The sequence below is a fragment of the Methylobacterium sp. UNC378MF genome, from assembly GCF_900103195.1.
Lineage (GTDB): Bacteria > Pseudomonadota > Alphaproteobacteria > Rhizobiales > Beijerinckiaceae > Methylobacterium.
Window position 1 is genome coordinate 39,185 of record NZ_FMWU01000028.1, and the last position, 26,213, is coordinate 65,397.

Consider the following 26,213-nt stretch of genomic DNA (forward strand, 5'->3'; position numbering starts at 1 on the left):
ACGCAGCGCAGTGACCCGAGGAAGCGCCATATCCGCGGATGTGGCGCCAGCCGGATCGCTTCCTTGCGCTCGCAAGAACGGCCGAGCCATCATCCGGCGACTGTGTCGGCGCTCCGCGGCTGGTGGGACCGCGCCGCCGGCCGGATGTCCCCTCCGGTCGCCGGCAGGCCCCAGCCCTTCACCAGGGCGTAGACCGCCGGGATGACGATCAGGGTCAGGAGGGTCGAAGAGACCATCCCGCCGATCATCGGAACCGCGATGCGCTGCATGACCTCCGAGCCGGCGCCCTGGCTCCAGAGGATCGGCAGCAGCCCCGCCATGATGGCCACGACCGTCATCATCTTGGGCCGCACCCGCTCGACCGCGCCGACCATGATGGCCGCCCGCAGATCCGCGCGGGTCAGGGGCCGGCCAGCACGGCCGCAGGCGGCCCGCGCCGCGTCGAGGGCGTGGTCGAGATAGACCAGCATGATCACTCCGGTCTCAGCGGCGACGCCGGCCAGCGCGATGAAGCCTACCGCCACCGCCACCGACAGGTTGAAGCCCATCCACCAGAGCAGCCAGACCCCGCCGACCAGCGCGAATGGCAGGGACAGCATGACGATGAGCGTCTCGGTGAGCCGCCGGAAGTTCAGGTAGAGAAGCAGAAACACGAGGAGCAGCGTCAGCGGGACGACGACCGCGAGGCGCGCCTCGGCTCGGGCCAGGGATTCGTACTGCCCGCTCCACTGGAGGGTGGTGCCGGCCGGCAGCGTTACCGCGTCGGCCACCGCCTGCCGCGCCGCCGCGACGTAGCCGCCGAGGTCCCGGCCGGCGATGTCGACGTAGATGTAGACCGCGAGCTGGCCGTTCTCGGTGCGGATCGCCGTCGGGCCGCGGTTCAGCGCCACCGCCGCGACCTCGCGCAGAGGCACGGTCCCGCCCGCCGGCAGCGGCACCTGCACCGTGTCGGCGATGGCGGCCGGGTCCGAGCGGAAGGCCCGGGGGTAGCGGACGTTGAGCGTGTACCGCTCGCGGCCCTCGACGGTCTCGGTGACGCTCTGGCCGCCCAGCGCGGTGGCGATCACGTCCTGGACGTCCCCGACCCGGAGGCCGTAGCGCCCGAGCGCCTCCCGGTCCGGAGTGATGTCGAGGAAGTAGCCGCCGATCACCCGCTCGGCGTAGGCGCTCGACGTGCCCGAAACGGACCGGAGCGCCGACTCGACCTGCCGGGCCACCGCCTCCATCGCGGTGAGGTCGGTGCCCAGCACCTTCACGCCCACCGGCGTGCGGATGCCGGTCGCCAGCATGTCGATGCGGGCGCGGATCGGCTGCGTCCAGGCGTTCGACACGCCCGGGAATTGCAGCGCCGCGTCCATCTCGGCCTTGAGGCCGGCGAGCGTGACCCCCGGCCGCCACTCCGCCTTCGGCTTCAGGGCGATCACGGTCTCGAACATCTCCATCGGCGCCGGGTCGGTCGCCGTGGCCGCCCGGCCGGCCTTGCCGTAAACGGAGGCCACCTCCGGGAAGCTCTTGATGATCCGGTCCTGGGTGGCGAGCAGCTCGCCGGCCTTCGTCACCGAGATCCCCGGCAGGGTCGTCGGCATGTAGAGCAGGGTGCCCTCGTCGAGGTCCGGCATGAACTCCGAGCCGAGCTGCCGGGCCGGCCACGCGGTCGCCGCCAGGAGCCCTGCAGCGAGCAGGATCGTCGGCACCCGGGCCCGCAGCACGGCGGCGATCACCGGCCGGTAGGCGCCGATGAGGAGCCGGTTCAGCGGGTTGCGGTGCTCGGGGATGATCCGCCCGCGCACGCACAGCACCATCAGGGCCGGGACCAGCGTCACCGACAGCAAGGCCGCGGCGGCCATCGCGAAGGTCTTGGTGTAGGCGAGCGGGCCGAACAGGCGGCCCTCCTGGCTTTCCAGGGTGAAGATCGGCAGGAAGCTGACCGTGATCACCAGGAGCGAGAAGAACAGGGACGGCCCGACCTCGGCGGCCGCCGCGACCAGGATCGCGACCCGGTCGCCGCCGGGGGGCGCCCGCTCCAAGTGCTTGTGGGCGTTCTCGATCATCACGATCGCGGCGTCGATCATGGCGCCGACCGCGATGGCGATGCCGCCGAGGCTCATGATGTTGGCGCCGAGCCCCAGGGCCTTCATGCCCGCCAGCGCCATCAGGATCCCCACCGGCAGCATCAGGATGGCGACGAGGGCGCTGCGCACATGCAGCAGGAACACCACGCAGACCAGAGAGACGACGAGGCTCTCCTCGACCAGGGTGTGCCGGAGGGTGTCGATCGCGGCCTCGATCAGCTGGGAGCGGTCGTAGACCGGCAGGATCTCGGTGCCGGCCGGCAGGCTGCGGGCGATCTCCGCGAGCTTTGCCCTCACGCTCTCGATGACCGACAGGGCGTTGGCGCCGAAGCGCTGGATCACGATGCCGCCGGCGACCTCGCCGTCGCCGTTCATCTCGGTGATGCCCCGCCGCTCGTCGGGTCCGAGCTCGACCCGGGCGACGTCCCGCACCCGCAGCGGCGTGCCACCCGCACTCTTCAGGACGATGGCCTCGATGTCGGCGACGCCGCGCAGGTAGCCGCGACCCCGCACCATGAACTCGAACTCGGAGAGCTCGACCGTGCGACCGCCGACATCGGCGTTGCTCGACCGGATCGCGTCCCGGAGCGCCGCGAGGGTGATGCCCTGGGCGCGCAGCCGGTTCGGGTCGACAACCACGTTGTACTGCTTCACGAAGCCGCCGACGCCCGCGACCTCCGCGACGCCCTCGGCCCGCGAGGCCGCGAAGCGGATCACCCAGTCCTGCAGCGCGCGGAGTTCCGCCAGCGTCCGCTCCCGCGCGACCACGACGTACTGGTAGACCCAGCCCACGCCGGTGGCGTCGGGGCCGAGCGTCGGCGTCACGCCTTGCGGCAGGCGGCGCGCCGCGCCGTTGAGATATTCCAGCACCCGCGAGCGGCCCCAGTACGGGTCGGTGCCGTCCTCGAAGATCACGTAGACGAAGGAGACGCCGAAGAACGAGAAGCCCCGCACCACCTTGGCCCGCGGCACCGTCAGCATGGCGGTGGTGAGCGGGTAGGTGACCTGATCCTCGACCACCTGCGGCGCCTGGCCGGGATACTCGGTGTAGACGATAGCCTGCACGTCCGAGAGGTCGGGGATGGCGTCCAGCGGCAGCGTCCGGAGCGCCTGGAGGCCGGCGCCGACCGCCAGCGCGGTCCCGACCAGCACCAGGACTAGGTTGCGGGCCGACCAAGCGATGAGGCGGGCGATCACGGCGCGTCCCCCGCACGGGCCGCCTGCCGGTCGTCCCGCGGCGGGGCGAGACCCTGGAGCGCCGCCTTCAGGTTGCTCTCGGCGTCGATCAGAAAGTTCGCCGCCGTGACCACCCGGTCGCCGGCCGCGATCCCGGCGCGGATCTCAGTGAAGCCCTCGCCCCGCGCGCCGACCGTCACGGCCCGTGGCTCGAAGCGGCCCTCGCCGCGCTCGAGCAGCACGACCTGGCGCGTGCCCGAGTCGAGGACGGCGTCGTCCGGGACCGCCACCACCGGCTCGGCACTCCCCGTGTCGATCGCGACGTCGGCGTACATGTCGGGCAGGAGCGTGCCGTCCGGGTTCGGCAGCTCGATCCGCACCCGGGCGGCGCGGGTCTCGGGATTCACTTGCGGGTAGATCACCGCCACCCTGCCGGTGACCGTCCGGCCCGGCGCCGAGCGCGGGCGCACGGTCGCGACCTGGCCGACGCGGATCCCCGCGAGGTCGCGCTCGGGCACGTCGGCCAGCACCCACAGCACCGCGATGTCGGCGATCCGGAACAGGGTGTCTCCGGCCGCGGCCTTCATGCCCTCCACGGCGTTCCGCTGCAGGACGATACCGTCGCGGGGCGAGGACCACGTGATGGCCATGGGCACCGTGCGGGTGCGCTCCATCGCGTCGATGACGGATTCGGAGACGTTGAGGTTCTGCAGGCGCCGCCGCGCCCCATCGAAGCCGGGATTGGCGATGAGCTGGGCCGCGGCCGCGTTGATCTCCGGCGAATAGACGTGGACCAGGGGCTGGCCGCGGCGGACCCGGTCCCCGGTCGTAACGCTCTCGACACGGTCGACGTAGGCGTCCGAGCGGGTGGCCACGACGGTGACGCGGCGCTCGTCGAGGGCCAGCGTGCCGGGCACGCGCACCGGCTGCGCCACTACCCGCCGCTCCGCGGTCGCGACCCGCACGCCGGTGCGCTGGATCCGGCCGGCCGGGACCGTCACGACCGGGCCGCCCGCATCCGCGTCGGCGTAGACGGGGACGTAGTCCATCCCCATCGAGTCCTTCTTCGGCACCGGCGACGTGTCCGGCAGGCCCATCGGGTTGCGGTAGTAGAGGATCGCGCGCGCGCCGGAATCGGGCCGGTGGCCGGCGGCCTCCGCGCCGGCCGCGTCGGGGCCGGGAGCGTCGTCCGGGAGATCGAAGTGGACGTCCTCGCTGGCGCGCACCGCCCGGAACGCGCGCCCGTCCGCGGTCATCATCGGGGCGAGCGCGTAGACCGGCTTCCCGTCCGGGTCCTGGTAATAGACCACGGGACCGGTCGCCGCGGCCGGGATGGCTGGCGCCGCTCCGTTCGGCCACCAGGCGGCGAACCGCGTCCGCGCGGCCGCGACCAGCGCCGGCACGGGGTCGCCCCCGTGCCCCGCGCCGTAGCCGATCCCCCCCGCCGCGAGTGCGGCGAGGGCCCCGGCGAACCAGGCGGTGCGGCTCATTTGGCGGCCTGGACGATCAGCTGGTCGTCGACCGTGCCGGTCTCACCCTGCACCTTCGCGGCGAGCGACAGGCGCCAGCGGCCCTGCATCGAGAGCCTGGCCTTGAACCGGTAGAGGCCGGGCTCGGTCGACGGCAGCTGCTCGACCTTGGTGGCCATCTCCTCCATGGCGTCTGGCGCCATGTCGAGGCGCTTGGCGAAGATCACGGCGTCGGGCACCAGCTTGCCGCTGCGCCGGTCGACGAGTCGGACAGTGAGGACCGTCTCGCCGACCTTGGTCTCCGGCTGCACGAGTTCGAAGCGGTAATCCTTGACTTCGGCGCGCGCCGGCTGGGCTGGAGCCGACAGGACGGCAGCGAGCAGCGCGGCCGCGGCGGCACGCGCGAGGGGGAGCTTGATCACGGGTGTTGTCTCCTGAACGCGATGGAAGGCGCGCGCGGACGCGCGTCACCGTGCCGGCGCGCGCGCCGGCGGCATCGGGTTCAGGCTCGGGGAGGCTCGGGTAGCGGGGCCCCCGGCCGGCTGGCGAAGGCCGCGGCCTCGGGCCAGCAGGTGCTCAGACCGATCGCGGTCGGTACCGGGAGGGCGATCGCGCCTGGAAGGAGCGAGGCCATGCCGGCCAGGCAGAGCGCCATCAGCGGGCAGCCCTTGGCACAGTCGGTCTTGGCCGGCTTCGGGCAGCACGGCATGGTGTCCATGTCCGCCATCATGTCGGCGTCACCGGCGGCCATCTCCAACGCGGCGGCGTGGTGATGGTCCCCATGGTCGTGGGCCGGCCCGGCCATCGGCACGTGCGGACCCGCGGTGACCGCGGGAGCGGTCACCGGCGTCAGGGCGAGGCTGATCACCGCGAGGAGCGGCAACAGACGCCGAAGGGCCGACCAGAAGTTCACGGCGCCAGGATGCCAAATTCCGAGCGGAAGCGGAAGGGCAAACCGGTCGGGTTCAAAGCGCCAGGGAGCGCCGCACCCCGTTCGGTGCCGCTGATCGGCCGCGCGCTGTCCAGAGACAAAGCCGCCCGGACGGACCCGTCCCGGGCGGCTCGATCCCAACGCTCAGGAGCGGGGCGCCCGCTCCAGCCAGCCGATGTTGCGACCTTCGCCGCTGCCGCCGCCACTGCGCGGCCGGGCATCGCCCCGCTGGGGCCGGGCGTCACGGCTCGGACGAGCCTGGTTGGGGCGCTCGCCCTGCGGACGTGCCGGCCGATCGGCGCGGACGTCGCGACCCTGCGTGGCGTGGCTCCGCCCGTCGGCGCGGGCGTCGGTCCGACCCTCCTGGGGCCGACCCTGCCGGGGGGCACCCTGGCCCTGGCCGCCGAAGCCGCGACCGCCCTCGGGACGGCCCTGCTGGGGACGGCCCTGCTGCTGCCGTGGCCGCTGGCCCTGGCGGCCGGCGCCGGGCCGCTGCCGCTCAGGCCGGCGCTCCTCCTCGCGGGCGATCTCGGCCGCTTCCTGGCGGGACGGCGGGGTGAAGCCCTCCGGGAAGCCCGCGACCGGGACCTTCTGCCGGGTCACACGCTCGATGTCGCGCAGGTAGGCCTTCTCCTCGTCGTTGCAGAACGAGATGGCGAGGCCGTCCGCCCCGGCCCGAGCGGTGCGCCCGATCCGGTGGACATAGCTCTCCGGCACGTTCGGCAGGTCGAAATTGACCACGTGGCTCACGCCCTCGACATCGATGCCGCGGGCCGCGATGTCGGTGGCGACCAGGACCCGGCAGGATCCGTCCTTGAAGGCAGCCAGCGCCCGCTCGCGCTGAGGCTGGCTCTTGTTGCCGTGGATCGCGGCTGCCGCGATGCCGACCTTGTCGAGGCCGCGCACGACCCGGTCCGCCCCGTGTTTGGTGCGGGTGAAGACGAGCACGCGCTCGATCGCCGGATCGCGCAGGATGTGGCCGAGCAGCGCCTGCTTGGCGCCGGTATGGACGAAGATCACCTCCTGCTCGACCCGCTCGGCCGTGGTGGCGACCGGCGTCACCGCGACCTGGACCGGATCGGTCAGGTACTGCGCCGCGAGGCCCGCGATGTTCTTCGGCATGGTGGCCGAGAAGAACAGGCTCTGGCGCTGCGTGGGCAGCATCTTCACGATGCGCTTGAGGGCGTGGATGAAGCCGAGGTCGAGCATCTGGTCGGCCTCGTCGAGGACGAGGATCTCGACGCCCTCAAGGGTCAGCGAGCGGCGCTCGATCAGGTCGATCAGCCGGCCAGGGGTGGCGACGAGGATGTCGACGCCCGGCGCAAGGGCGCGCTCCTGCCGACTGATCGTGACGCCGCCGAACACCACCGTATTGGTGAAGGACAGGTGACGACCGTAATCCGAGAAGGATTCGGCGATCTGGTTGGCGAGCTCGCGGGTCGGCGAGAGCACCAGCACCCGGCAGCCGCGGCGCGGGGCGCGACGGTCCGAGAGCGCGAGGCGGTGCAGGATCGGCAGCGCGAAGGCCGCGGTCTTGCCGGTGCCGGTCTGGGCGATGCCGCAGAGGTCGCGACCCTCCATGGCCGGCGGGATCGCCTGAGCCTGAATCGGGGTCGGCGCGACGTAGCCGGCCTCGCTGAGCGCCCGCAGCACGGGCTGGGCGAGGCCGAAATCGGTGAATTGGGTCAAGGATGTATCCGATGCAGCAGGGCCGGCCGGGCGCCTCGCGTCGCACGCGAGCTGTACCGTGTTTAAGCCGGTCCGTTGGCAGGGGGCAGCCCGCGTGATGGGGCGACCCGGGTGCATGCACGTTATGAAGAGGGGGGCCGGATCACGCCGGGAAGGCGCCCGATCCGTCACGCAGCCCCCTCAAGCGGGCCATGGCGGCCGCTGACGCTGCATCGCCGATATGCCGGTGTGCGGCTGCGAAGTCAATGCAGGGCCGGGTTGCGGCGCAGTCAGGCCGAGTGCTGCGCTTAGCGGTCGAGCACTCCCGTCGCGACCGCGTAAAGCAGCTGGCCGGCGATCAGGGCGGGGCGGTGCGGCTCAGCACCCAGCAGCGCCAGGGGCACCGCTGCCCAACAGGTCGACGATCAGCGCGAAGACTCAGACGATCAGCGGCGCACCGCCATGCGTGGCACCACATCCGGGTTGCCGAAGATCCGGGCAACCGAAACAATGTGGTGCGGCCAAGAGGACTCGAACCTCCACCCCTCTCGGGACTAGCACCTCAAGCTAGCGCGTCTACCAATTCCGCCATGGCCGCATCGGACGCGAAGACCGGTCCGTTTGCCCGACCGTCGCGCACCGCGGGAGAACCCGGGGCCGCTTTCGTGTCGCGCGGCGCAGCGGATAACAGATCGTCCGGCCGCCGACAAGCGCCCCGCTCACGGGGAATCGTAGCCGCCCTCCAGGAAAGGCGCCGCGCCGTCGCCGATGCTGACGCCCGGCTCGACGATCGAGGCCGCCTTGCGGATCAGCTCGGTCACCTCGACGGAGATACGGTCGCCGGTCACCACGATCTGCCCGCGGGCGATCGGGTGGTCGTTGGCCAGGATCTCGACCATGTCGCTGTCGCTGGCTTCCAGTTCGATCACGGCCCCGCGGCCCATGCGCAGCAGCATGTGCAGCGGCATGCGGGCACGGCCCAGCACCACCGTCAGATCGACCTTAAGGGTCTCGAAGACCGCCACCGCCCGCCACCCCGTCTCGCGGCCGAAACCTTGCAACCGCCGGCCGCGGATGTTGAAGGCTACGACCATCGACGCAGGATGGTGAACTCTTGGTAAACGCGCCGCGCCTCACGGTCAGCCCGCACGCCTTTCCGAAGCAGCCTGGTTCTGGTCCGGTCGCCGGGCCGGTGGGCTGGCGCGTGAGCGACGCGCCCGTGAGCTACGAGGCCGCTCTCGCCTGGATGGAGGCGCGTGCGGAGGCGATCGCCCGCGGCGCGGCGCCCGAATGCGTCTGGCTGCTGGAGCACCCGCCGCTCTACACGGCCGGCACCTCGGCCCGGTCCGAGGATCTCGTGACGCCGGACCGTTTCCCGGTCCACGCCACGGGACGAGGCGGGCAGTACACCTACCACGGGCCGGGTCAGCGGGTCGCCTACGTGATGCTCGACCTCGGCCGCCGCAGCCGCGACCTGCGTGCCTACGTGGCGAGCCTGGAGGCGTGGCTGATCGAGACGCTCGCCGCCTTCAATGTCCGTGCCGAGCGCCGCGAGGACCGGGTCGGTGTCTGGGTGCGCCGGCCCGAGAAAGGCCACGGCGTCGAGGACAAGATCGCGGCGATCGGCATCCGGGTGCGCCGCTGGGTCAGCTTCCACGGCATCAGCCTGAACGTCGAGCCCGATCTCATGCATTTCGACGGGATCGTGCCGTGCGGCGTGCGGGAGCACGGGGTTACGAGCCTCGTCGATCTCGGCCTGCCGGTGAGTATGCCGGAGGTCGACATGCAGCTCCGAGCCGCCTTCGAGGCGATCTTCGGGGCGACCGCGATCGAGGCGACGGAGTGATCGGGCGTGCCGGCGATGCCTCCGGCGGCTGCGGCTGCCGCCTTTCTCAAGGATGCAGGCCGCGTTCCCGAGCCTCTCCCCGGGACGGCCACGTCTTTCAGAAATCCGCGTGCAGCCGCGAGGCGAAGAAATGCGCAGGGCCGCGATCGCGGTTGTATCCGGGATTGCCGATGAACTGGTAGTCGAAGGTCAGGGTGACGAACTTCGTGAGGTTCAGGGCGTAGTAGGTCTCGAGTGCGCGCTCGGTGCCGTAGTTGAGGCGCCCGTCGCCGACCAGCAGGCCGAGATAGCCGGCCGCGAAGGCGGCCCGGTGCGAGGGCGAGAGCCCATTCATGGCGGCGCCGATTCCGACCGTGTCGTCGGGCCGGTCCCAGGCCTTGCCTTTCAGTGACAGGCCACCGGAAAAGCTCTGGTCGATGTCGGTGAAGGAGATGTTCTCGGTGCGCCCGTCATTCAGGCTCGCCCGGGCGAACAGCCCGAGTTCGGGCGTCAGCGCCTGCTCCAGGTTGATGTAGCCACCGGTCTTGCGGCGGGGACGCCGCGTCGCCGCGACGGCGTCATTGATGTCGTCGAACAGGCCGAGCTGCGTCAGGGTGACCACGTCGCGGTTGTTGGCCGAGACACCGACATTCGAGAACAGCCCGATGCGGATCTTGCCGGGTTGCTCCAGCCACGGGAGGACGTGGCGCTCCTCAAACTCGACGTTCAGCCCAGCGCGCCGGAACACCCGCGGATCGAGCACGTCGCTCGACGGCTCCTTGGGCACCTGCGTGTAGGCGGCGCGGATCGCGAATTCCGGCCGGTTGTATTCGGCGTAGACCCCCTGCGTGAAACCCGGGAGGTTCGCCGGGAAGTCCCAGGCCGACGAGCCCCAGAGCGACCAGTTGAAGAAGTCCACGCGCGGGTCGTGCGCGTAGATGTTGCCGTCGAAGAAGTCGCCCAGCGCGAACTTGCCGGCGATCAGCGTGATCCGCTCGGCATCGTAGCGGGTGGCCACTTGGTTCGGACCGTCCGGCACCTCCACGGTCTCGCCGCCCAGCCCGAAGGTCTGCTTCACGTAGTAGCGGTTCGAGCGCAGCTTCGGGAATGGGGCGCCGGCCTTCTGGGCCTCGCCGTTGACGAAGCCGGCGACGCCCAGCGTCCGCGACAGGCCGAAGCCCTGGCTGAACTCGGGATTGTAGTAGATCTCGGTGCTGTCGGTGAGCTTGAGCCCGAGGAAGATCGTGGCCGTGGTGGTCTGCCGGGCCTGGTGGGGGATCAGGCTCTGCGCGCCCTCGTAGGGCGAGCGGAAGCCGGGCACGCCCTGCGCGATCAGCGTCGTCTGGCCGTGCAGCGAGAAGCGGCCGGTATCGCCGTTGTCGGGGTCGTGCGGCGCAGTCTCGTCCGGGTCCTGCGGGACCTTCAGGCCGTCCGGGAACCACATCAGCCGCGCGAACAGCTGGTTGGAGTTGAAGCTCGCCCGGGTCGTGACCGGCCCGCCCGCGTCCCCGGGCACCGCGCCCAGCGGGAAGCGCCGGCTGCCGCCCAGATCGATGTAGCGGTAGTCGATGCCCAGGGCGAGGCTGTCGGTGATGGCGTATTGCACGCCCGCGCCGAGGGTGAAGCCGAGATAGCCGAGGTCCTGCCGCGCCGTGGTCTGACCGCCCGCGTCGAGATCCGGATAGTTCGCGAGGAAGCGCGCGTCCGCCCCCGCCAGCCCGAAGGTGCCGTAGATCAGATAGCGGTCGAAGCTGAAGCCGAGTCGGGCGCGCAGGGTGCCGTAGAGATCGGTCTTGGCGCGCACGACGTTGAAGGCCGGATCTACGTCCGCGTAGCCGAACCCTGCGATGGTCGAAGGGACGGGCCGCTTCAGATTCGCCGCATCGAGACTCGCTTCGATGCCGTAGACCCACGGTCCGGCCTGCCAGTTCCAGCCGCCGAACAGGCCACCGACGGCCGTCGTGGCGTTCCGACCCTGGTCGCTGCGGCCAGTCGAATCGCCGCTCTTGAAGGTCGGAATCGGCCGGCCGCCGATCGTCGTTGGGCCGAAATTGTAGGCTCCGTAGGATCCGCCGGCGCTGCCCTCAAGGCCGACATAGCCCCCCGACCAGTCGGTATAGGCCGGCATGGCGGCGGAGCGCGCGGCGGACAGATCAGCCGCCCGCGCGGCCAGGGGCGTGAGGAGGGGCGCGGTCAGGATGAGCGCTGCGGTGCGGACCAGGGGCACGGAACGGATTCTCATCCAATTTGCAGAAAAGTATAGCACTTGCTAAAACGAGCCTTGGCGTCGCGCAAGCCGCAGCGCGCCGTCTCGCCACAGGCCATCGCGCAGATCCTGGCTGTTCCACTCCGCATCTTCGGTTCTCTGCATGGCGCGGGCATGACAATCCAGGCTCGGCCGGATTCGTCAAGATCCAATGGGACAATGCGTCGCGAACATCTTCTTGAGAATGCGTTATGAGCGTAGGGATCTGCCGGAAAGACATGCGAATACGGCCATGCCGATTCGAAAAGGTCTCAGATTAGAATTGTTATTATTTGATGTTTGCGCGATTCCGGTTTGAACTTCGAGCCGGGTGGATTATGTGCGGTCGCATGCACGCGTCGCACATCATCCCGGTTCTCCGCGGCCTCGCCGCAGCCTCGCTCCTCGCGTTCGCGGGCGCTGCACTGGCCAAGGAGGTGCCGATCGGTCCGCACGTGACGCGGAACGGCCTGGAGGTCGCCGCCGTCTATCTGCAGCCGATCGAGATGGATCCGCCCGGCATGATGCGCGAGGCCGCCAAGTCGGACATTCACCTCGAGACCGATATCCGCGCCGCCAAGGACAACCGCAACGGATTCGCCGAGGGCGACTGGGTGCCGGCGCTCGACATCCGCTTCGAGGCGGTGAAGCTCGACGGCGACAAGCCCACCGACCAGACTGTTTCGGGCATGCTGATGCCGATGGTCGCCAATGACGGGCCGCATTACGGCGACAACGTCAAGCTGTTCGGCCCCGGTCGCTACCGCCTCAAGGTCACTGTCGCGCCCCCGGGCAAGGACAGCCATTTCGGCCGCCACGTCGATAAGGAGACGGGGGTCGGTCCCTGGTTCGACCCCTTCGAGGTGACCCAGGACTTCACATTCGCCGGCGTCGGCAAGAAGGGCGCCTACTGAACTTGCCGGAGCTGTTCGTGTCCCGCGTGCCGTGTTCCATCGTCTCCGCCGTCGTTCTGCTGATCGCCGCGGCGTCCGCGCCCGCGCATGCCGACGACATGCCGGTCATCAAGGTGGAGATGCGTGACGGCGTGATCATCCCGACGGTGATCGAGGTTCCGGCCAACACCCGGTTCAAGCTGGAGATCTCGAATACCGGCCAGACCCCGGTTGAATTCGAGAGCACGGAACTCAAGCGCGAGAAGGCGCTGGCCGCCGGCTCGACCTCGGCGATCGTGTTCCGCACCCTCGATGCCGGGACCTATCAGGTGTTCGACGATTTCCACCCGGAGGCAAAGGCAACCCTGGTGGCCAAATGAGCGCGTCGACGACAGCGCCCGGCCCCCTGGTCCTGACCCGCGCCGCGCCGCGCCGGTCCGCGGTCGATGCGCGGCTCGCCCGGTTCGGCGATGGGCTGCGCCGGTACGGCTGGATCATCCGGTCCGTGCAGTGGCTGATCGTCGCCGTCTACGCGGTGCTGGTGGTCGTCCCGGCCCTGCTGCCGCTGCCCGACAATGCCGCCCATATCTGGACCAACCTGACGCTGGCCGCGCAATTCGCCTTCTGGGGGATCTGGTGGCCGTTCGTGCTGGTCAGCATGGTGCTGGTCGGCCGGGCTTGGTGCGGCGTGCTCTGCCCGGAAGGGGCTCTCAGCGAATTCGCGAGCCGCTGGAGCCGCGGCTACGCCGTGCCGCGCTGGATCACCTGGCAGGGCTGGCCGTTCGTGGCTTTCGCCGGAACCACCGTCTACGGGCAGATGACCAGCGTCTACGGCTATCCGAAGCCGGTTCTGGCAGTGCTCGGCGGCTCGACGCTGGCAGCGATCGTGGTCGGCCTGCTCTACGGGCGCAACAAGCGCGTCTGGTGCCGCTATCTCTGCCCGGTCAATGGCGTCTTCGCGGTGCTGTCGAAGCTCGCGCCGGTGAGCTTCCAGGTCGACCGCGCCGCCTGGGCGGCCTCGCCTAAGCCCCTGGGGGGTACCGAGGCCTTCAACTGCGCCCCCCTCGTGCCGGTGAAGACCATGCGCGGCGCGGGCGCCTGCCACATGTGCGGGCGCTGCAGCGGCCATCGCGGCGCCGTGCACCTCGCCCTGCGCTCGCCCAACCACGAGATCGTCCACGTGGCCGGCCAGGAGCCCAGCCTCGACCAGACCATGCTGATCCTGTTCGGCATGCTGGCGCTGGCGGTGGGCGCCTTCCAGTGGTCCTCCAGCCCCTGGTACGTCGATGCCAAGCAATGGGCGGCCACCTGGCTCATCGAGCACGGGACGACGTGGCCCCTGGAGCACTCGGCGCCCTGGTTCGTGCTGACGAACTATCCCGACCGCAACGACGTCATGACGCTCCTCGACGGTGGGCTGCTGCTGGCCTACATCGGCGCCGCGACGGCCGTCCTCGGGCTCGCCCTGTCGGGGATCGTGGCGCTCGCGACCCTGAGCCTCGGAGACTGGTCGCTCCGGCGCTTCCACCACCTGACTCAGACGCTGATCCCGGTGGCGGGTTGCGGCGTCTTCCTGGGCCTGTCGGCGCTCACCGTCACATTCCTGCGCGGCGACGGCATCGTGATCCCCTACGTGGCGGAGATCCGCGCGGCCCTGCTCGCCGGCGCGAGCGTGTGGAGCATCTGGCTGGCCTGGCGGGTGGCGGGTCTCGCTGCCGGCGGCCTCCGCCGGGTGGCGGCCGCGGCCTGCATCGCCGCAGCGACCGCCCTCTCGGTGGCCAACTGGGTGCTCCTGTTCTGGATCTGGTAGCGCGCGGTTCGCGCGATGCTTCACACGACCTCGTAACCCCTGGAGACCGCCATGATCGGCGCCTTCGTCATCGCCTTCCGCGAAGTCATCGAGGCAGGCCTCATCATCTCCATCGTGCTGGCGGCGACCCGCGGCATCCCGGGCCGGATGCGCTGGGTCCTGCTCGGCGTTGCCGGGGGCCTCGCGGGCGCGGCCCTGGTGGCCCTTTTCGCGGAAAAGATCTCCGACGCCTTCGAGGGCAGCGGGCAGGACATCCTGAACGCCGCGGTGCTGATCGTCGCGGTGCTGCTGCTGATCTGGCACAACACCTGGATGAGCAAGCACGGCAAGGAGCTGGCGGGCGAGCTGCGCGCCGCCGGTGCGGCGGTGCGCTCGGGCGAGCGGGAGGCGGCGGCCCTCTCGATCGTCATCGGCGCCGCGATCCTGCGCGAGGGGGCCGAGCTGGTCCTGTTCCTCTACGGCCTCGTGGCCTCGGGCACTTCGGGGGCCGACATTCAGTTCGGAGCGGTCGCCGGCATCGGTGCGGGCGTTCTCCTCTCGGCGGCGACCTATCTCGGCCTCGCCGCGATCCCGAGCCGCTACGTCTTCTCGATCACCAGCGTGCTGATCATCTTCCTCGCGGCCGGCCTCGCCGCGCAGGCGGCGCAGTTCCTGGCCAATGCCGGCGTGGTGGATGTCCTTGGTCACACTCTGTGGAACAGCTCCGGCATGATCGCCGAGAATTCCTGGCCGGGCCGCGTCCTGCACGCTCTGGTCGGCTACACCGACCGACCCACTGCACTTCAGGGTCTGGTCTATGTCGCCACCATCGCGGTGATGGTCTGCCTCATGCAGTGGAGCGCCGCCGACAAGCGCCGCGCGGTGCGGACGGCGTAAGCCTCGGCTGCGACAGGTCCCGGGATCCTCCCCCGGGCGCAGGGCGAAACCCTATCTTGGAGGGTGATCCGGGATCCTGCGCCTGAAGCGTCGCGCAGGCGACACGGTCTGTCGGAGTCGGCCGGTTCTAGCCGGATCTCGCCCGCGGGAGGGGGCGGCGCGCATCTATCCGCCCGCCACCCGGCTTCTGATCGAGGCGCTACGGTGCTCCGGTCGCCACTGCCCTGGCCGGATCGGCGCCCCATTCCGACCAGGAGCCGTCATAGAGACCCCGCGCCGGCCGACCCATGGTCTCCAGCGCCAGCGCGATGATCGCGGCGGTGACACCGGAGCCGCAGGTGGTCACGACCGGCCGGTCCGGATCGACGCCGTTCTCGGCAAAGACCGCCTTCAGCTCCTCGGGGCTCTTCATCCGGCCGTCGCGCTGGAGGGCCGCGTAGTGCAGGTTGCGGGCGCCGGGCATGTGCCCCGGCCGGACGCCGGGGCGGGGCTCCGGCTCCTCGCCGCGGAACCGCGTCCCCGAGCGGGCATCGACCACCTGGGCCGCGCCGGTATCCAAGGCACGGGCGACGTCGTCCGCGTCCGCCACGGCGCCGTGGTCGAGGCGGGCGGTGAAGTGCCGCCGCTCGGGCGCGCGCGGTTCGCCTTCCTCGGTGGGGTAGCCCGCCGCCACCCAGGCGGGGAGGCCGCCGTCCAGCACCAACGCGTCGCGCACGCCGAAGCTCTTGAGCATCCACCAGACCCGCGGAGCCGAGAACAGCCCCTGGCCGTCGTAGACCACGAGCTGCATGCCGTCCCCGATGCCGAGGGCCCGCATCCGCGCGGCGAAGACATCGGGACGCGGCAACATGTGCGGCAGGCTCGACTCGGTGTCGCTCATGGCGTCGAGATCGAAGCGACGGGCACCGGGAATATGGGCGGCGCGGAACTCGGCCTCGGGATCACGGCCCGCGGTTGGCAGGTACCAGGAGGCGTCGAGCACCACGATATCGGGAGCCGCGAGGCGGTCGTGCAGCCATTCGGGTGATACGAGGGGCGCATGGGCCATGGTCGGCGGGTCCGGCTCTGTTCGCGTTGCGCGCTCACAGAACCACAGCTCGCACCGCGTTGCACGCCCGGCCTGCCGACACGCGCGGGCGTTCGGGCGGATTCGTCAGCTCCACCAATGCCAATCGAAAGGCGGGTGGAATGGCGCGAGCTACGCATCCTGCACCGTGGTCCGATGCATCCAACGCAGGCTGGTCTTGTTTTAAAGAACCGTAACCCCAGTTACGACAACATGATGACGCCAATCGCGTCGGCCCCACGGCCGGCATCGTGTTGGCCGCCCTGTACGCCCCCGCTTGTGGACGCGAAACGGGGACGTCGCCTGAACGAGATGCGTTCGAATTTCCCTATCTGCCGGGGTGCCCGACCCACCGAGCAGGATGCTTATTGAGCCGATCGATACCATGAATCAACTCGTCCGCATGTCCCAGATCGGCGACGCCGAGACCGTACAGGAGCCGTCGGCCGACCTGCGCGTGCCCTTCGCGCAGTCCGGTGCCTTCGTGTGCAAGTACATCATCGGTGAGCCGAACGACCGCGCCGTCTGCTGCGGGGCGCCCGTATCCGACGGCAAGAGCTGGTGTGCCTATCACCGTCGTATCGTGTTCGAGCCGACCCGGCCCGGCCGCATCCGCTGAATCCGGTCCTGCCGCACCCCGGAGGTCACTGCGTCCGCATGATCTGGATGACCGCCGGGGTGATGATGACCACGAACAGCACCGGCAGGAAGAACAGGATCATCGGCACGGTGAGCTTGGGCGGCAGCCCCGCCGCCTTCTTCTCGGCCTCGTTCATGCGCAGGTCGCGGCTTTCCTGGCTCAGCACCCGCAGCGCCTGACCCACGGGCGTGCCGTAGCGCTCGGCCTGGATCAGCGCGGTCGCCACGGATTTCACCGGCTCGAGCCCGGTGCGCATCACGAGGTTCTCGTAGGCCTGGCGCCGGTCGGGCAGGAACGACATCTCGGCGGTCATCAGCGCGAGCTCCTCGGCCAGCACGACCGAGGACGTCGCGATCTCGGTGCTCACCTTCCGGAAGGCGTTCTCGATCGCCATGCCGGATTCCACGCAGATCAGCGTGAGATCGAGGGCGTCCGGCCACGCCTTCCGGATCTCGGTCTGGCGTTTCTTGGCGGTGTTCACCAGGAACAGCTCCGGCGCCTTGATGCCCGCATAGGCCGCGCCGATCACCAGCCCGAACCGCACGAGGTACGAGGCGTCGAGCACCTCGAGCACGAACAGGTAGAACAGGGCCGAGATCACCGCGACAACCGGCACGACGAGGCGGAAGAAGAGGAACGCGGTCTCCGCCCCTTGGCCGCGATAGCCGGCCTGCATCAGCTTGCGCTTGGCCGTGTCCGTGCCGAGCCAGCGCCGCAGCTGGTACCGGTCGACGATGGACTTCATGTAGGCCTTCGGCTCGGTGCGGAGCGTGGCCCGGTTGGCGGTCCGCTCTGCGCTCAGCCGCTCGCGCCGCCGGATCTGCTCGCGCTCGTCGCTGACGAGCTTCATCCGCTTGCCGAGCCTGTCGGTCTCCAGGAAAGGCTGCGCCACAGCGTAGGCGGTCGCGGCCGCCGCGACGGCGGTCAGGAGCGTGCCCATGAAGCGGGGATCGAACAGCTTTTCGGCGATGTCGTCGATCATCGGGCGGGATCCGGCAGAGGGCGCACCGCGCCTAGAACTCGAAGGCGATCATCTTCTTGATCGTGAAGACGCCGATGGACATCCAGATTGCCGCGCCGACCAGGGCGATCTTGCCGGTATCGGTCGTCCAGAGCAGTGAGATGTAGTCGGGGCTCGTCAGGGCGGTGATGCCCGCCACCGCGAAGGGCAGGCAGGCGATGATCGAGGCCGAGGCCTTGGCCTCCATGCTCATCGCCTGGACCTTGCCGCGCATCTTGGCGCGGTCGCGTAGCACGACGGAGAGATTGTTCAGCGCCTCCGAAAGGTTGCCGCCCGATTGCTGCTGGATGTTGATCACGATGGCGAAGAAGTTCACCTCGGCCGTGGGCACGCGTTCGAACAGGCGCGTGCACGCCTCCCCGAGCGACAGGCCCATCGCCTGAGTCTCCACCACGGTCCGGAACTCGCTGCGCACCGGTTCCTCGGCCTCGCGCGAGACCATGCGGAAGCAATCGCCCACCGGGATGCCGGTGCGGATGCCGCGGACCACCACGTCGACGGCGTTGGGCAGTTCCTTGTTGAACTTCGCGATGCGCTTGAGCCGCAAATGGCGCAGCAGCCAGGCGGGCAGACCGAAGCCGCCCGCGAAGGCGGCTCCGAGCGCCGCGAGGGCGTTGTCGGTGATCACGAAGATCAGGAGCCCGAGGACGCCGCCGCTCAGGGCCGAGACCATATAGAAGGTCTGCTTCGTCCAGCCGAGGCCGGCGCGGGCGAGCTTCAGCTCCACGCTGGCCTTCGAGGCGCCCTTGGCCTTCGCCTCGATCTCGCTCAGCGTCTTGGCGACCTGCTCGCGCCGGTTGACCGCCACGCCCCGGGTCGCCGCCCCCGAGGCGGAGACGCTGATCGTCTTCAGGCGCTTGCTGGCCCGGCGCTCGCCACCGAGCAGGGGAAGGACCGCCACGTAGGCGATGGCGGCGACCGCGATGCCGACGAGGCCGGCGGCGATCGGCAGGTTTGAGGCGTCCGCCATCGGCTCAGCTCCGGTCGACGACCTCGGCGGCGTCGAGCGCCTCGCCGAGCCGCTGCTCCAGGCCGTAGTAGCGGGCGCGCTCCCAGAATTTCGGCCGGCCGACGCCGGTGGAGCGGTGACGTCCGATGAGCTTGCCGTTCGCGTCCTCGCCGACGATGTCGTAGAGGAACACGTCCTGCGTGGTGATGACGTCACCCTCCATGCCGAGCACCTCGGTGATGTGGGTGATGCGCCGGGAGCCGTCGCGCAGGCGCATCGCCTGGATCACGACGTCGATCGAGCCGCAGATCATCTCGCGCAGGGTCCGCGACGGCAGGGTGAAGCCGCCCATCGAGATCATCGATTCGATACGCGACAGGCACTCGCGCGGGCTGTTGGCGTGGAGCGTGCCCATCGAGCCGTCGTGGCCGGTGTTCATCGCCTGGAGCAGGTCGAAGGCCTCCGGTCCGCGCACCTCGCCGACGATGATCCGCTCCGGTCGCATGCGCAGGCAGTTCTTCACGAGGTCACGCATGGTGACCTGGCCCTGGCCCTCCATGTTGGGCGGCCGCGTCTCCAGGCGGACGACGTGGGGCTGCTGGAGCTGCAGCTCGGCCGCGTCCTCGCAGGTGATGACCCGCTCGTCGTGCTCGATGAAGGCGGTAAGGCAGTTGAGCAGCGTTGTCTTGCCCGAGCCGGTGCCGCCCGAGATGACCACGTTGCAGCGCGACTGGCCGATGATCTTCAGGACCTCGGCGCCCTCGGGCGAGATCGCCCCGAAGCGCACGAGCTGCTCCAGGGTCAGCTTGTCCTTCTTGAACTTGCGGATGGTGAGCGCCGGGCCGTCGATCGCCAGGGGCGGCGCGATGACGTTGACGCGGGACCCGTCCGGCAGGCGCGCGTCGCAGATCGGCGAGGCGTCGTCGACGCGGCGGCCGACCTGGCTGACGATCCGCTGGCAGATGTTCATCAGCTGCTGGTTGTCGCGGAACCGCACGCTGGTCAGCTGGATCTTGCCGTTGACCTCGATGAAGGTCCGATGGGCACCGTTGACCATGATGTCGGCGATGTCGTCCCGGGCGAGCAGCGGCTCCAGGGGACCGTAGCCCAGCACGTCGTTGCAGATGTCGTCGAGCAGCTCCTCCTGCTCGGAGATCGACAGGACGATGTTCTTGAGCCCGATGATCTCCGTGACGATGTCGCGGATCTCCTCGCGCGCGGTCTCGGCGTCGAGGCGCGAGAGCTGCGTCAGGTCGATCGCCTCGATGAGGGCGCCGAAGATCAGGCTCTTGGTGCGGTAGTAATCCTCCGAGCGCGTGGTCTCGACCACGACCGGGGCCGCCGGTGCCGGGCGCGGAGCCGGGATCGGCGCCGGCGCGTCGCGCAGCACCGGCGTGGCCGGAGCCGGGGTCCGCATCTGCGGAATCGGCGGGGGCGCCGCCGACGCCCCGCCGGACTGTCGCCTACCGAACATGGGTCAGAGCCCCGACGCAGACCCGCGGCACCGGCCGGGTGAGGGATCGCGTCCGCATCAGGAAGCCTTGCGGCCGGCGAGCTTGGCGAGCAGCGGCTCCAGCAGGCTCGGCCGGCTCCGCCGGCTCTCGGTACGCCCAAGGGTCATGGCGGCCAGATCGTTGAACAGCTCCGCCACCTTCGACCCGGCCTGGATCTCGGCGATCATCTGGCCGTTGTTGGCTGCGGTGCCGAACAGGGTCGGCTCGAACGGGATCGTCAGGGCGACCGGGGCCTCCAGAGCCTTGGAGAACTCGGCGGTGCCGATTTCGGGGCGCTTTGGCACGCCGACGCCGTTCAGCACGATGCGCGGCGGCTGGTCGTTCGGGCGCCCGTGCTTCAGCGCGCCGAGGAGGTTCTTGGCGTTGCGCAGGCAGGCAAGGTCGGGGCCGGCCACGATCAGGATTTCGTCCGCCGCCGTGAGGACCCGCTTCGACCACGCGCTCCACTGATGCGGGATGTCGAGGACCACGCAGGGCACGCTTGCCCGCATGTGCTCGATCAGGGCGTCGAAGGCCGGCTCGGACAGGTCGATGGTCCGGTCCAGGCTCGCCGGGGCGGAGAGCAGGCTCAGGTTGTCGCTGCACTTGGACAACAGACGCTCGACCAGGGCGGAATCGAGGCGTTCGGGGGCAAACACCGCCTCGGCGATGCCCTGCGGCGGGTCCTGATTGAAGTTGAGCGAGGCGGTGCCGAAGGCGATGTCGAAGTCGGCGATCACCGTCTGGACGCCCTGGCTCCGGGCCACGGACCAAGCGAAATTGTGCGCTACCGTGGAGGCGCCGATCCCGCCCTTCACGCCGTAGACCGCCACGGTCCGCCCCACCGGCTTGACGCCCGGGGCCGTGAACAGGTCGGAAATTGCCGCGATCAGGGTCAGCGGCTCGACCGGTGCCATCAGGTAATCGGACACCCCGCGCTGGATCAGCTGCCGATAGAGCATGACGTCGTTGACATGGCCGATCACCAGGACACGGGTGCCCTCGTCACAGACCTCGGCCAGGGCGTCGAGGCACTCGATCGGCTTCGAGCGCGCGCCCTGGATCTCGATGATGATGACGTTGGGCGTCGGCGCGTGCCGGTAGGCCTCGATTGCGCCGCCGCCGCCGCCCATCCGGACCTTGACCTGCGCCTTCTGCATGCGCCGGTCGAGGGCCGCACCCTCGATCATCGCGGCGGTCTCGCCGGTCTCGCAGAATGCCTGGATGGTGATCCGGGGCACCGGGGCGATCGTGCGCTCGGTTGACTCGGACAGATCTGCCATGACGGCGCTTTCGGGTTCGCGTTCGGGGCGCGGCGTTGCGGTCGGCGGCGGGGCTGCCCGTCCCCAACGCCGGCTGTCTCAGTTGGTGACTTGGGACTTCACGGCGGTCTGCCCATCTTGACGCCATGTGGTTGACGGATCCTTGCCGTCCCGCAACTGGCCAATGTCCCGGACCCGCTTGACGGTGTCGATGCGGCCCTCGGGCCTGCCCCGTACGAGGTCGACCGGGTCGGCGACCTGAGCCGCCACGTTGGACTGCATGGCGCAGCCCAGGTTCCAGCTCGGCTGGTTGCTGTAATCGGACGCGAAGCTGCGTGTTCCGAGGTCCTGGGGCCACAGCCCGCAGGCGTCGGCCACCTTGGCCTGCATGCGTTGGAAGCTCAGGCGAATCGGCGCGGCGAGGGTCGGCGCGGCAACCGCGTAGCCGGTCACCGTGATCTCGCGGGCGCCGACGCCGTTCTGCGTCCCGAACCGGCCGAGTACCGAAGCGGTCCGCTCGACCGCCGCCACCTGGCTTGGCGGAACGCCCCGGGGGACCTCCATCAGAAGACCTCCGCGGCCGTACCGGCGGTATTCCAGCATGAACGCGTCGACATCCGCCGCCTGGCGCGGATCCAGGTGTCCCACCCCAGTTGGGAACACGTCGAGGCTGCGGGTCCCGTCAGCCAGCACGACGGGGTGGCGCGCGCGGTAATCCGTCACGTCGAGCCCGCCGGTGGTGACGGGATCGGTCTTGCAGGCTGCCGCGAGAGCACCCAGCGCACAGGCGGCGAGCAGGCTCGCGGTACGGCGGGACAGGGCGGGCGGGTAACGTCCGGTCATGGTTCCGAATCCTGGAGGCAACAGGGACGCGCGGCGCTACTCGACGATGAAGCCGACGTGCCCGCGATAGGTGCGTCCGAGCGGCGGCGCCGCGGCGGCCCCGGGCGAGGCGACCTTGCCGTAGATGCGGTTGATCTGGCCGAGCAGAACCGTCTGACCGTCGCTGGCGTCGACGAAGTTGTCGTCGGGGCGGCTCACCTGCTTCGGCTCCATCGCGCGGGCGATGTAGGGCGTGCACATGATCATCAGCTCGGTCTCCATGCGCTGGTAGTCGCGGGAGCGGAACAGCGCCCCGAGGATCGGCAGGTTGATCAGCCCCGGCAGGCCGGAGATCGCCTGCTTGTTGACCTGCTGGATCAGGCCGGCCGTCATCATCACGCCGCCGGAAGGCAGCTCGACGGTGGTCTCGGAGCGGCGCACCCGGGTGCCCGGCACCGCGACCGAGCTGTTGCCGACGACGTAATTGAAGCTCTGCTGCGGATCGATCTCGGTCACGTCCGTGGCGACGCGGATCGAGATCCGGTTGTCGGCCAGCACCACGGGGGTAAACGACAGGGCGACACCGTAGGGCTTGTATGTGATGCCGGGCGAGCAGACGCCGCCGACCGCGCAGGTGGCCGAGGACGGCACCGGGAACTCACCGCCGGCCAGGAACTTGGCGGCCTCGCCGGAGATCGCGGTCAAGGTCGGCTCGGCGAGGATGCGCGAGACGCCGGCCTGCTCGAACGCCTTCAGGGTCGCCTGCAGCGAGAAGCCGCCCCCCTGCACGGAGGCCTGGATCTGATTCCCGCTCGGCGTGCTTGTGTTGATCGGGAAGGGCAAATTGTTGGTCAGCACGTTCGGGATCACCGCCGGCACCTGCGTCGCGGCGGCGGTCCCGCTATTGACGATCGTCTGGCCCACGGTTCCGACCGGGTTCAGAGCCGACCAGTTGCCGGTCATGTTGATCCCGAATTGCTTCAGGACGTTGCGGGACACCTCCACCACGGTGACGCGGAGCATCACCTGATCCTTGTTGCGGATCGTGAGGTTGTTGATCACCGCGCCCCGCGCTCCGGCGGCGACGCCCCCGCTGGGGGCCCCGGCGCCGGCGGCCCCGGCCGCCCCACCGCCCAGCCCCACGAAGGCGTTGGCGATGTCGATCGCCTGCTGCGCATCCGCCGAGGAGTTCACCGAGCCCGACAGGAGCACTGAGGCTCCCGAGGAGCGCACGTCGAAGCGGCCGCCCGGGATGCTCTGGCCGAGCAGCTCGCGCAGGGTCCCGAGGTTGAGATCCCGCGCCACCGTCACGTCGAGGGCAGCGATCTGGCGGCCCTCGGCATCCAGGATGAAGATCGAGGTCGCACCGTCGGCCATGCCGATCACGAAGACCTTGCGGGTCGAGCGGACCACGGCGTTGGCCACCGCGGGGTTGGCCACGAACACCTCCTTGGCGTCGCGCGGCAGGTCGACGATGACGGAGCGGCCGGCGGTGAGTTCGACCCGCCGGGTCGAGGCGGATTCCGCCGCGCCGATCGTCAGGATCGGCGCAGGACCTAAGCTCTGCCGTTCCTGGGCGGGCACGGGTCCCGTCAGGGCAACCAGCAGGGCGAGGGCGCCGGCCGAGCGGCGGGCGGGGCGGCGCACCGGGCGCGCGTGGAGCAGCGGAGCGGTCATGGCGGTCACGGCGTCTGCTGCCGCGCGACGCCGAAGCGCACCACGGTCAAGGCGGGTTCGGGCATCTGCGCCGCGGACGTATCGGCCAGCGGCGCGGTTTCGGGCGGGCGCCCGGCATCGGCGAGGCTGCGCAGCGAGAGGGTGAGGGCGCCGACCTTCTGGGCGAGCGCCAGGGTCTCGGCCTGAGCGGGCGTGACGGCCAGCGTCGCGGTCTCGCCGGTGACGACGTTGGTGCCGTTCTTCTCCTGGACGAGCTGACCGATCGCCAGGACGCGGATGTCGGTCAGGATCGTCTGGGAGAGCTGCACGTCGCTGTTGTTGACCCGCGAATTGGATTCGTCCCGGAACGTGCGGATCACGTCGACGCGGTCATTCGGCAGGATGAAGCCGCCGGCCGAGTTGGTGCCGCGGCTGTCGGTGACGATGGCGACCGCGCGCATGCCGGGGGGCAGGATCGCCGCCATGAAGCCGCTCTCCGGGCGCACCAGCTTCTGCGCACGGATCGGCTCGCCCGCCAGGAAACCCGAGCGCACGGACGCGCCGACGGTCTCTTCGAGCGCCTTCGGGTTGATCTTGCGGGTCATGTAGCCGGCCGTGACGGCGCCGTCCGGCCAGGATTGCCAGCGCAGATCCGCAGCCCGGAGCACTTGGCCCATGGGCATGTCGATGGCGGCCACGAGCACGTCGGTCATCGGCTGCGGCGGCGCCTCGGCCTTGGGCGGCGGCGGCGGCGGCGGCGGATCGCCGCCGCTCATCAGGAAGGCCGCCCCGGTACCGGCCGCGAGGGCTATACCGAGGACGGCGAAACGGGCTGGGTTCATCGCATCGCCACGGGCCGGAGACGGCCGAATTGCCGTCCATGACCGGAACCTGCGCGGGGATTCGTGTAATTATGGTTAAGGTATTATAACCTCTCGCATTGTCGCCGGTCCGGAAACGGGGCGTCTGAAAAGCGCGTCACAATCCGCAGGATCCTTCAGCGTCCCCTGATCTTGGCCGTGGCGCAGCGCCGGGCCGTGACCTATCGTGCCGCCGGAACCGCCTCAGAAGCGGGCGCTCGGTCAATCCGGGGGGAGACATGATCAGGACATACGGCGGCGCGGTGTTGGCGGCCGCCCTCGCGGGCACTGCGCTCGGTTCCGCCCCGGCGGCCGCGCAGGGAAGCTTCTCGGACAACGCCGTGCGGATCGGCATCCTCAACGATCAGTCCGGTCTCTACGCCGAGTATGGCGGTCAGGGCTCGGTCGAGGCCGCCCGCATGGCCGTGGAGGGCATGGGTGGCAAGATCGGCAGCGTGCCGATCGAGATCCTCTCGGCCGATCACCAGAACAAGCCCGACATCGCCTCGGCGATCGCCCGGCAATGGTACGACCGCGACAATGTCGACGCGATCATGGAGCTGACCACCTCCTCGGTGGCGCTGGCGGTCCAGGGCCTGTCCAAGGAGAAGAAGAAGATCACCATCACCACCGGGGCGGCGACCAGCGACCTCACTGGCAAGGCCTGCACGCCCTACGGCTACCACTGGGCCTTCGACACGCGGGCTCTGGCGGTCGGCACCGGCGGCGCGCTGACACGGGCGGGCGGCGACACGTGGTTCTTCCTCACGGCCGATTACGCCTTCGGCTCGGCCCTGGAGGCCGATACCAGCCGGGTCGTGACCGCCAACGGCGGCAAGGTGGTGGGGAGCGTCCGGCACCCGCTGTCGAACCAGGACTTCTCGTCCTTCCTGCTCCAGGCGCAAGGCTCGAAGGCCAAGGTGATCGGGCTCGCCAATGCCGGGCTCGACACCTCGAACTCGATCAAGCAGGCGGCCGAGTACGGCATCGTCGAGGGCGGCCAGAAGCTTGCGGCCCTGCTGTTCACCCTTTCGGAGGTGCACGGGCTCGGCCTGAAGGTGGCGCAGGGCCTGACGCTCACCGAGGGCTGGTACTGGGACGCCAACGACGAGACCCGCGCTTTCGGCCAGCGCTACATGAAGCGCACCGGCCGGATGCCCAACATGATCCAGGCGGGCACCTATTCGGCGGTCCTGTCCTACCTGAAGGCCGTCAAGGCCGCCGCCACCGACGAGACCGACGCGGTCAACGCCAAGCTCAAGGAACTGCCGGTGGACGACGTCTTCGCCCATGGCGGGATCGTGCAGCCCAACGGCCGCATGGTCCACGACATGTACCTGTTTGAGGTCAAGAAGCCGGCCGAGTCGAAGGGCGAGTGGGATCTCTACCGGCTGATCTCGACGGTCCCCGGCAAGGAAGCCTTCGCGTCGCCTGCCGAGAGCGGTTGCCCGCTGACGGCAGCGAAGTAGGGCGCAGACG

22 protein-coding genes and 1 tRNA gene are annotated in these 26,213 nt (G+C 69.9%); 7 read left to right on the forward strand and 16 right to left on the reverse strand.

What is annotated here, in order from left to right; genetic code table 11:
• Nucleotides 1-89: 89 nt before the first annotated feature.
• From BLT59_RS24430 to BLT59_RS24460, 7 genes are all read right to left on the reverse strand, one after another.
• Complete coding sequence (locus BLT59_RS24430) at nt 90-3,269, reverse strand: efflux RND transporter permease subunit (protein WP_091786904.1); 3,180 nt, start codon at nt 3,267-3,269, stop codon at nt 90-92.
• On the reverse strand, nt 3,266-4,738 hold the full coding sequence (locus BLT59_RS24435) for an efflux RND transporter periplasmic adaptor subunit (RefSeq protein WP_091786907.1): 1,473 nt from the start codon (nt 4,736-4,738) through the stop codon (nt 3,266-3,268). The genes BLT59_RS24430 and BLT59_RS24435 overlap by 4 nt, the downstream gene beginning before the upstream one ends.
• Entirely contained in the window at nt 4,735-5,139 is a 405-nt protein-coding gene (locus tag BLT59_RS24440; RefSeq protein WP_091786910.1) for a FixH family protein, read from the reverse strand. Before BLT59_RS24440 ends, BLT59_RS24435 begins: the two co-directional genes overlap by 4 nt.
• An 80-nt stretch (nt 5,140-5,219) precedes the next feature.
• Complete coding sequence (locus BLT59_RS24445; protein ID WP_091786913.1) at nt 5,220-5,630, reverse strand: hypothetical protein; 411 nt, start codon at nt 5,628-5,630, stop codon at nt 5,220-5,222.
• Between the two features lie 162 nt (nt 5,631-5,792).
• A complete protein-coding gene (locus BLT59_RS24450; RefSeq protein ID WP_091786915.1) occupies nt 5,793-7,337 on the reverse strand; it encodes a DEAD/DEAH box helicase in 1,545 nt (514 codons plus the stop codon).
• A gap of 492 nt (nt 7,338-7,829) precedes the next feature.
• A tRNA-Leu gene (locus tag BLT59_RS24455) sits at nt 7,830-7,914 on the reverse strand.
• 121 nt (nt 7,915-8,035) lie between these two features.
• Nucleotides 8,036-8,341, reverse strand: a complete 306-nt coding sequence (locus tag BLT59_RS24460) for a FliM/FliN family flagellar motor switch protein (RefSeq protein WP_020095633.1) — start codon at nt 8,339-8,341, stop codon at nt 8,036-8,038.
• A gap of 89 nt (nt 8,342-8,430) precedes the next feature.
• Here BLT59_RS24460 and lipB point away from each other — a divergent pair, with 89 nt between their 5' ends.
• Nucleotides 8,431-9,162, forward strand: a complete 732-nt coding sequence (gene lipB / locus BLT59_RS24465) for a lipoyl(octanoyl) transferase LipB (RefSeq protein WP_091786917.1) — start codon at nt 8,431-8,433, stop codon at nt 9,160-9,162.
• 97 nt (nt 9,163-9,259) lie between these two features.
• Here lipB and BLT59_RS24470 read toward each other — a convergent pair whose 3' ends face one another.
• Complete coding sequence (locus BLT59_RS24470) at nt 9,260-11,383, reverse strand: carbohydrate porin (protein WP_091786919.1); 2,124 nt, start codon at nt 11,381-11,383, stop codon at nt 9,260-9,262.
• 353 nt (nt 11,384-11,736) lie between these two features.
• Here BLT59_RS24470 and BLT59_RS24475 point away from each other — a divergent pair, with 353 nt between their 5' ends.
• The 4 genes from BLT59_RS24475 to BLT59_RS24490 are packed head-to-tail and all read left to right on the forward strand — an operon-like array spanning nt 11,737 to nt 14,965.
• Nucleotides 11,737-12,300: an iron transporter gene (locus tag BLT59_RS24475; protein WP_197739359.1), complete on the forward strand. Its 564-nt coding sequence runs from the start codon at nt 11,737-11,739 to the stop codon at nt 12,298-12,300.
• A 17-nt stretch (nt 12,301-12,317) separates the two neighbouring features.
• Nucleotides 12,318-12,659 (forward strand): cupredoxin domain-containing protein, encoded by a 342-nt coding sequence (locus BLT59_RS24480; protein WP_091786989.1) that lies wholly within the window; start codon nt 12,318-12,320, stop codon nt 12,657-12,659.
• Nucleotides 12,656-14,089 carry a 4Fe-4S binding protein gene (locus tag BLT59_RS24485; RefSeq protein WP_091786921.1) on the forward strand — a complete coding sequence of 478 codons (1,434 nt, stop codon included), beginning with the start codon at nt 12,656-12,658 and terminating at the stop codon, nt 14,087-14,089. Before BLT59_RS24480 ends, BLT59_RS24485 begins: the two co-directional genes overlap by 4 nt.
• A gap of 51 nt (nt 14,090-14,140) precedes the next feature.
• A complete protein-coding gene (locus BLT59_RS24490; RefSeq protein WP_091786923.1) occupies nt 14,141-14,965 on the forward strand; it encodes an FTR1 family iron permease in 825 nt (274 codons plus the stop codon).
• A gap of 199 nt (nt 14,966-15,164) precedes the next feature.
• Here BLT59_RS24490 and sseA read toward each other — a convergent pair whose 3' ends face one another.
• On the reverse strand, nt 15,165-16,013 hold the full coding sequence (gene sseA, locus BLT59_RS24495) for a 3-mercaptopyruvate sulfurtransferase (protein WP_091786925.1): 849 nt from the start codon (nt 16,011-16,013) through the stop codon (nt 15,165-15,167).
• Between the two features lie 403 nt (nt 16,014-16,416).
• On the opposite strand from sseA, the gene BLT59_RS24500 reads away from it, so the two are divergent.
• Entirely contained in the window at nt 16,417-16,650 is a 234-nt protein-coding gene (locus BLT59_RS24500) for a GcrA family cell cycle regulator (RefSeq protein WP_091786927.1), read from the forward strand.
• 25 nt (nt 16,651-16,675) lie between these two features.
• Here the strand turns inward: BLT59_RS24500 and BLT59_RS24505 are convergent, their stop codons facing one another.
• From BLT59_RS24505 to cpaB, 7 genes are all read right to left on the reverse strand, one after another.
• Nucleotides 16,676-17,653: a type II secretion system F family protein gene (locus tag BLT59_RS24505; RefSeq protein ID WP_091786929.1), complete on the reverse strand. Its 978-nt coding sequence runs from the start codon at nt 17,651-17,653 to the stop codon at nt 16,676-16,678.
• A gap of 31 nt (nt 17,654-17,684) precedes the next feature.
• Nucleotides 17,685-18,662, reverse strand: a complete 978-nt coding sequence (locus BLT59_RS24510; protein ID WP_091786931.1) for a type II secretion system F family protein — start codon at nt 18,660-18,662, stop codon at nt 17,685-17,687.
• A 4-nt stretch (nt 18,663-18,666) separates the two neighbouring features.
• A complete protein-coding gene (locus tag BLT59_RS24515; RefSeq protein ID WP_091786934.1) occupies nt 18,667-20,115 on the reverse strand; it encodes a TadA family conjugal transfer-associated ATPase in 1,449 nt (482 codons plus the stop codon).
• Nucleotides 20,116-20,172: 57 nt separating this feature from the next.
• Nucleotides 20,173-21,417, reverse strand: a complete 1,245-nt coding sequence (locus BLT59_RS24520; RefSeq protein WP_091786937.1) for a CpaE/TadZ family protein — start codon at nt 21,415-21,417, stop codon at nt 20,173-20,175.
• Between the two features lie 78 nt (nt 21,418-21,495).
• Nucleotides 21,496-22,239, reverse strand: coding sequence for a CpaD family pilus assembly protein (locus BLT59_RS24525; RefSeq protein WP_091786941.1), 744 nt, complete (start codon nt 22,237-22,239; stop codon nt 21,496-21,498).
• 36 nt (nt 22,240-22,275) lie between these two features.
• On the reverse strand, nt 22,276-23,895 hold the full coding sequence (locus BLT59_RS24530) for a type II and III secretion system protein family protein (protein ID WP_091786944.1): 1,620 nt from the start codon (nt 23,893-23,895) through the stop codon (nt 22,276-22,278).
• Between the two features lie 5 nt (nt 23,896-23,900).
• Nucleotides 23,901-24,716 carry a Flp pilus assembly protein CpaB gene (gene cpaB / locus BLT59_RS24535; protein ID WP_091786947.1) on the reverse strand — a complete coding sequence of 272 codons (816 nt, stop codon included), beginning with the start codon at nt 24,714-24,716 and terminating at the stop codon, nt 23,901-23,903.
• A gap of 257 nt (nt 24,717-24,973) precedes the next feature.
• On the opposite strand from cpaB, the gene BLT59_RS24540 reads away from it, so the two are divergent.
• A complete protein-coding gene (locus BLT59_RS24540; RefSeq protein ID WP_175544120.1) occupies nt 24,974-26,203 on the forward strand; it encodes an ABC transporter substrate-binding protein in 1,230 nt (409 codons plus the stop codon).
• Nucleotides 26,204-26,213: the final 10 nt, after the last annotated feature.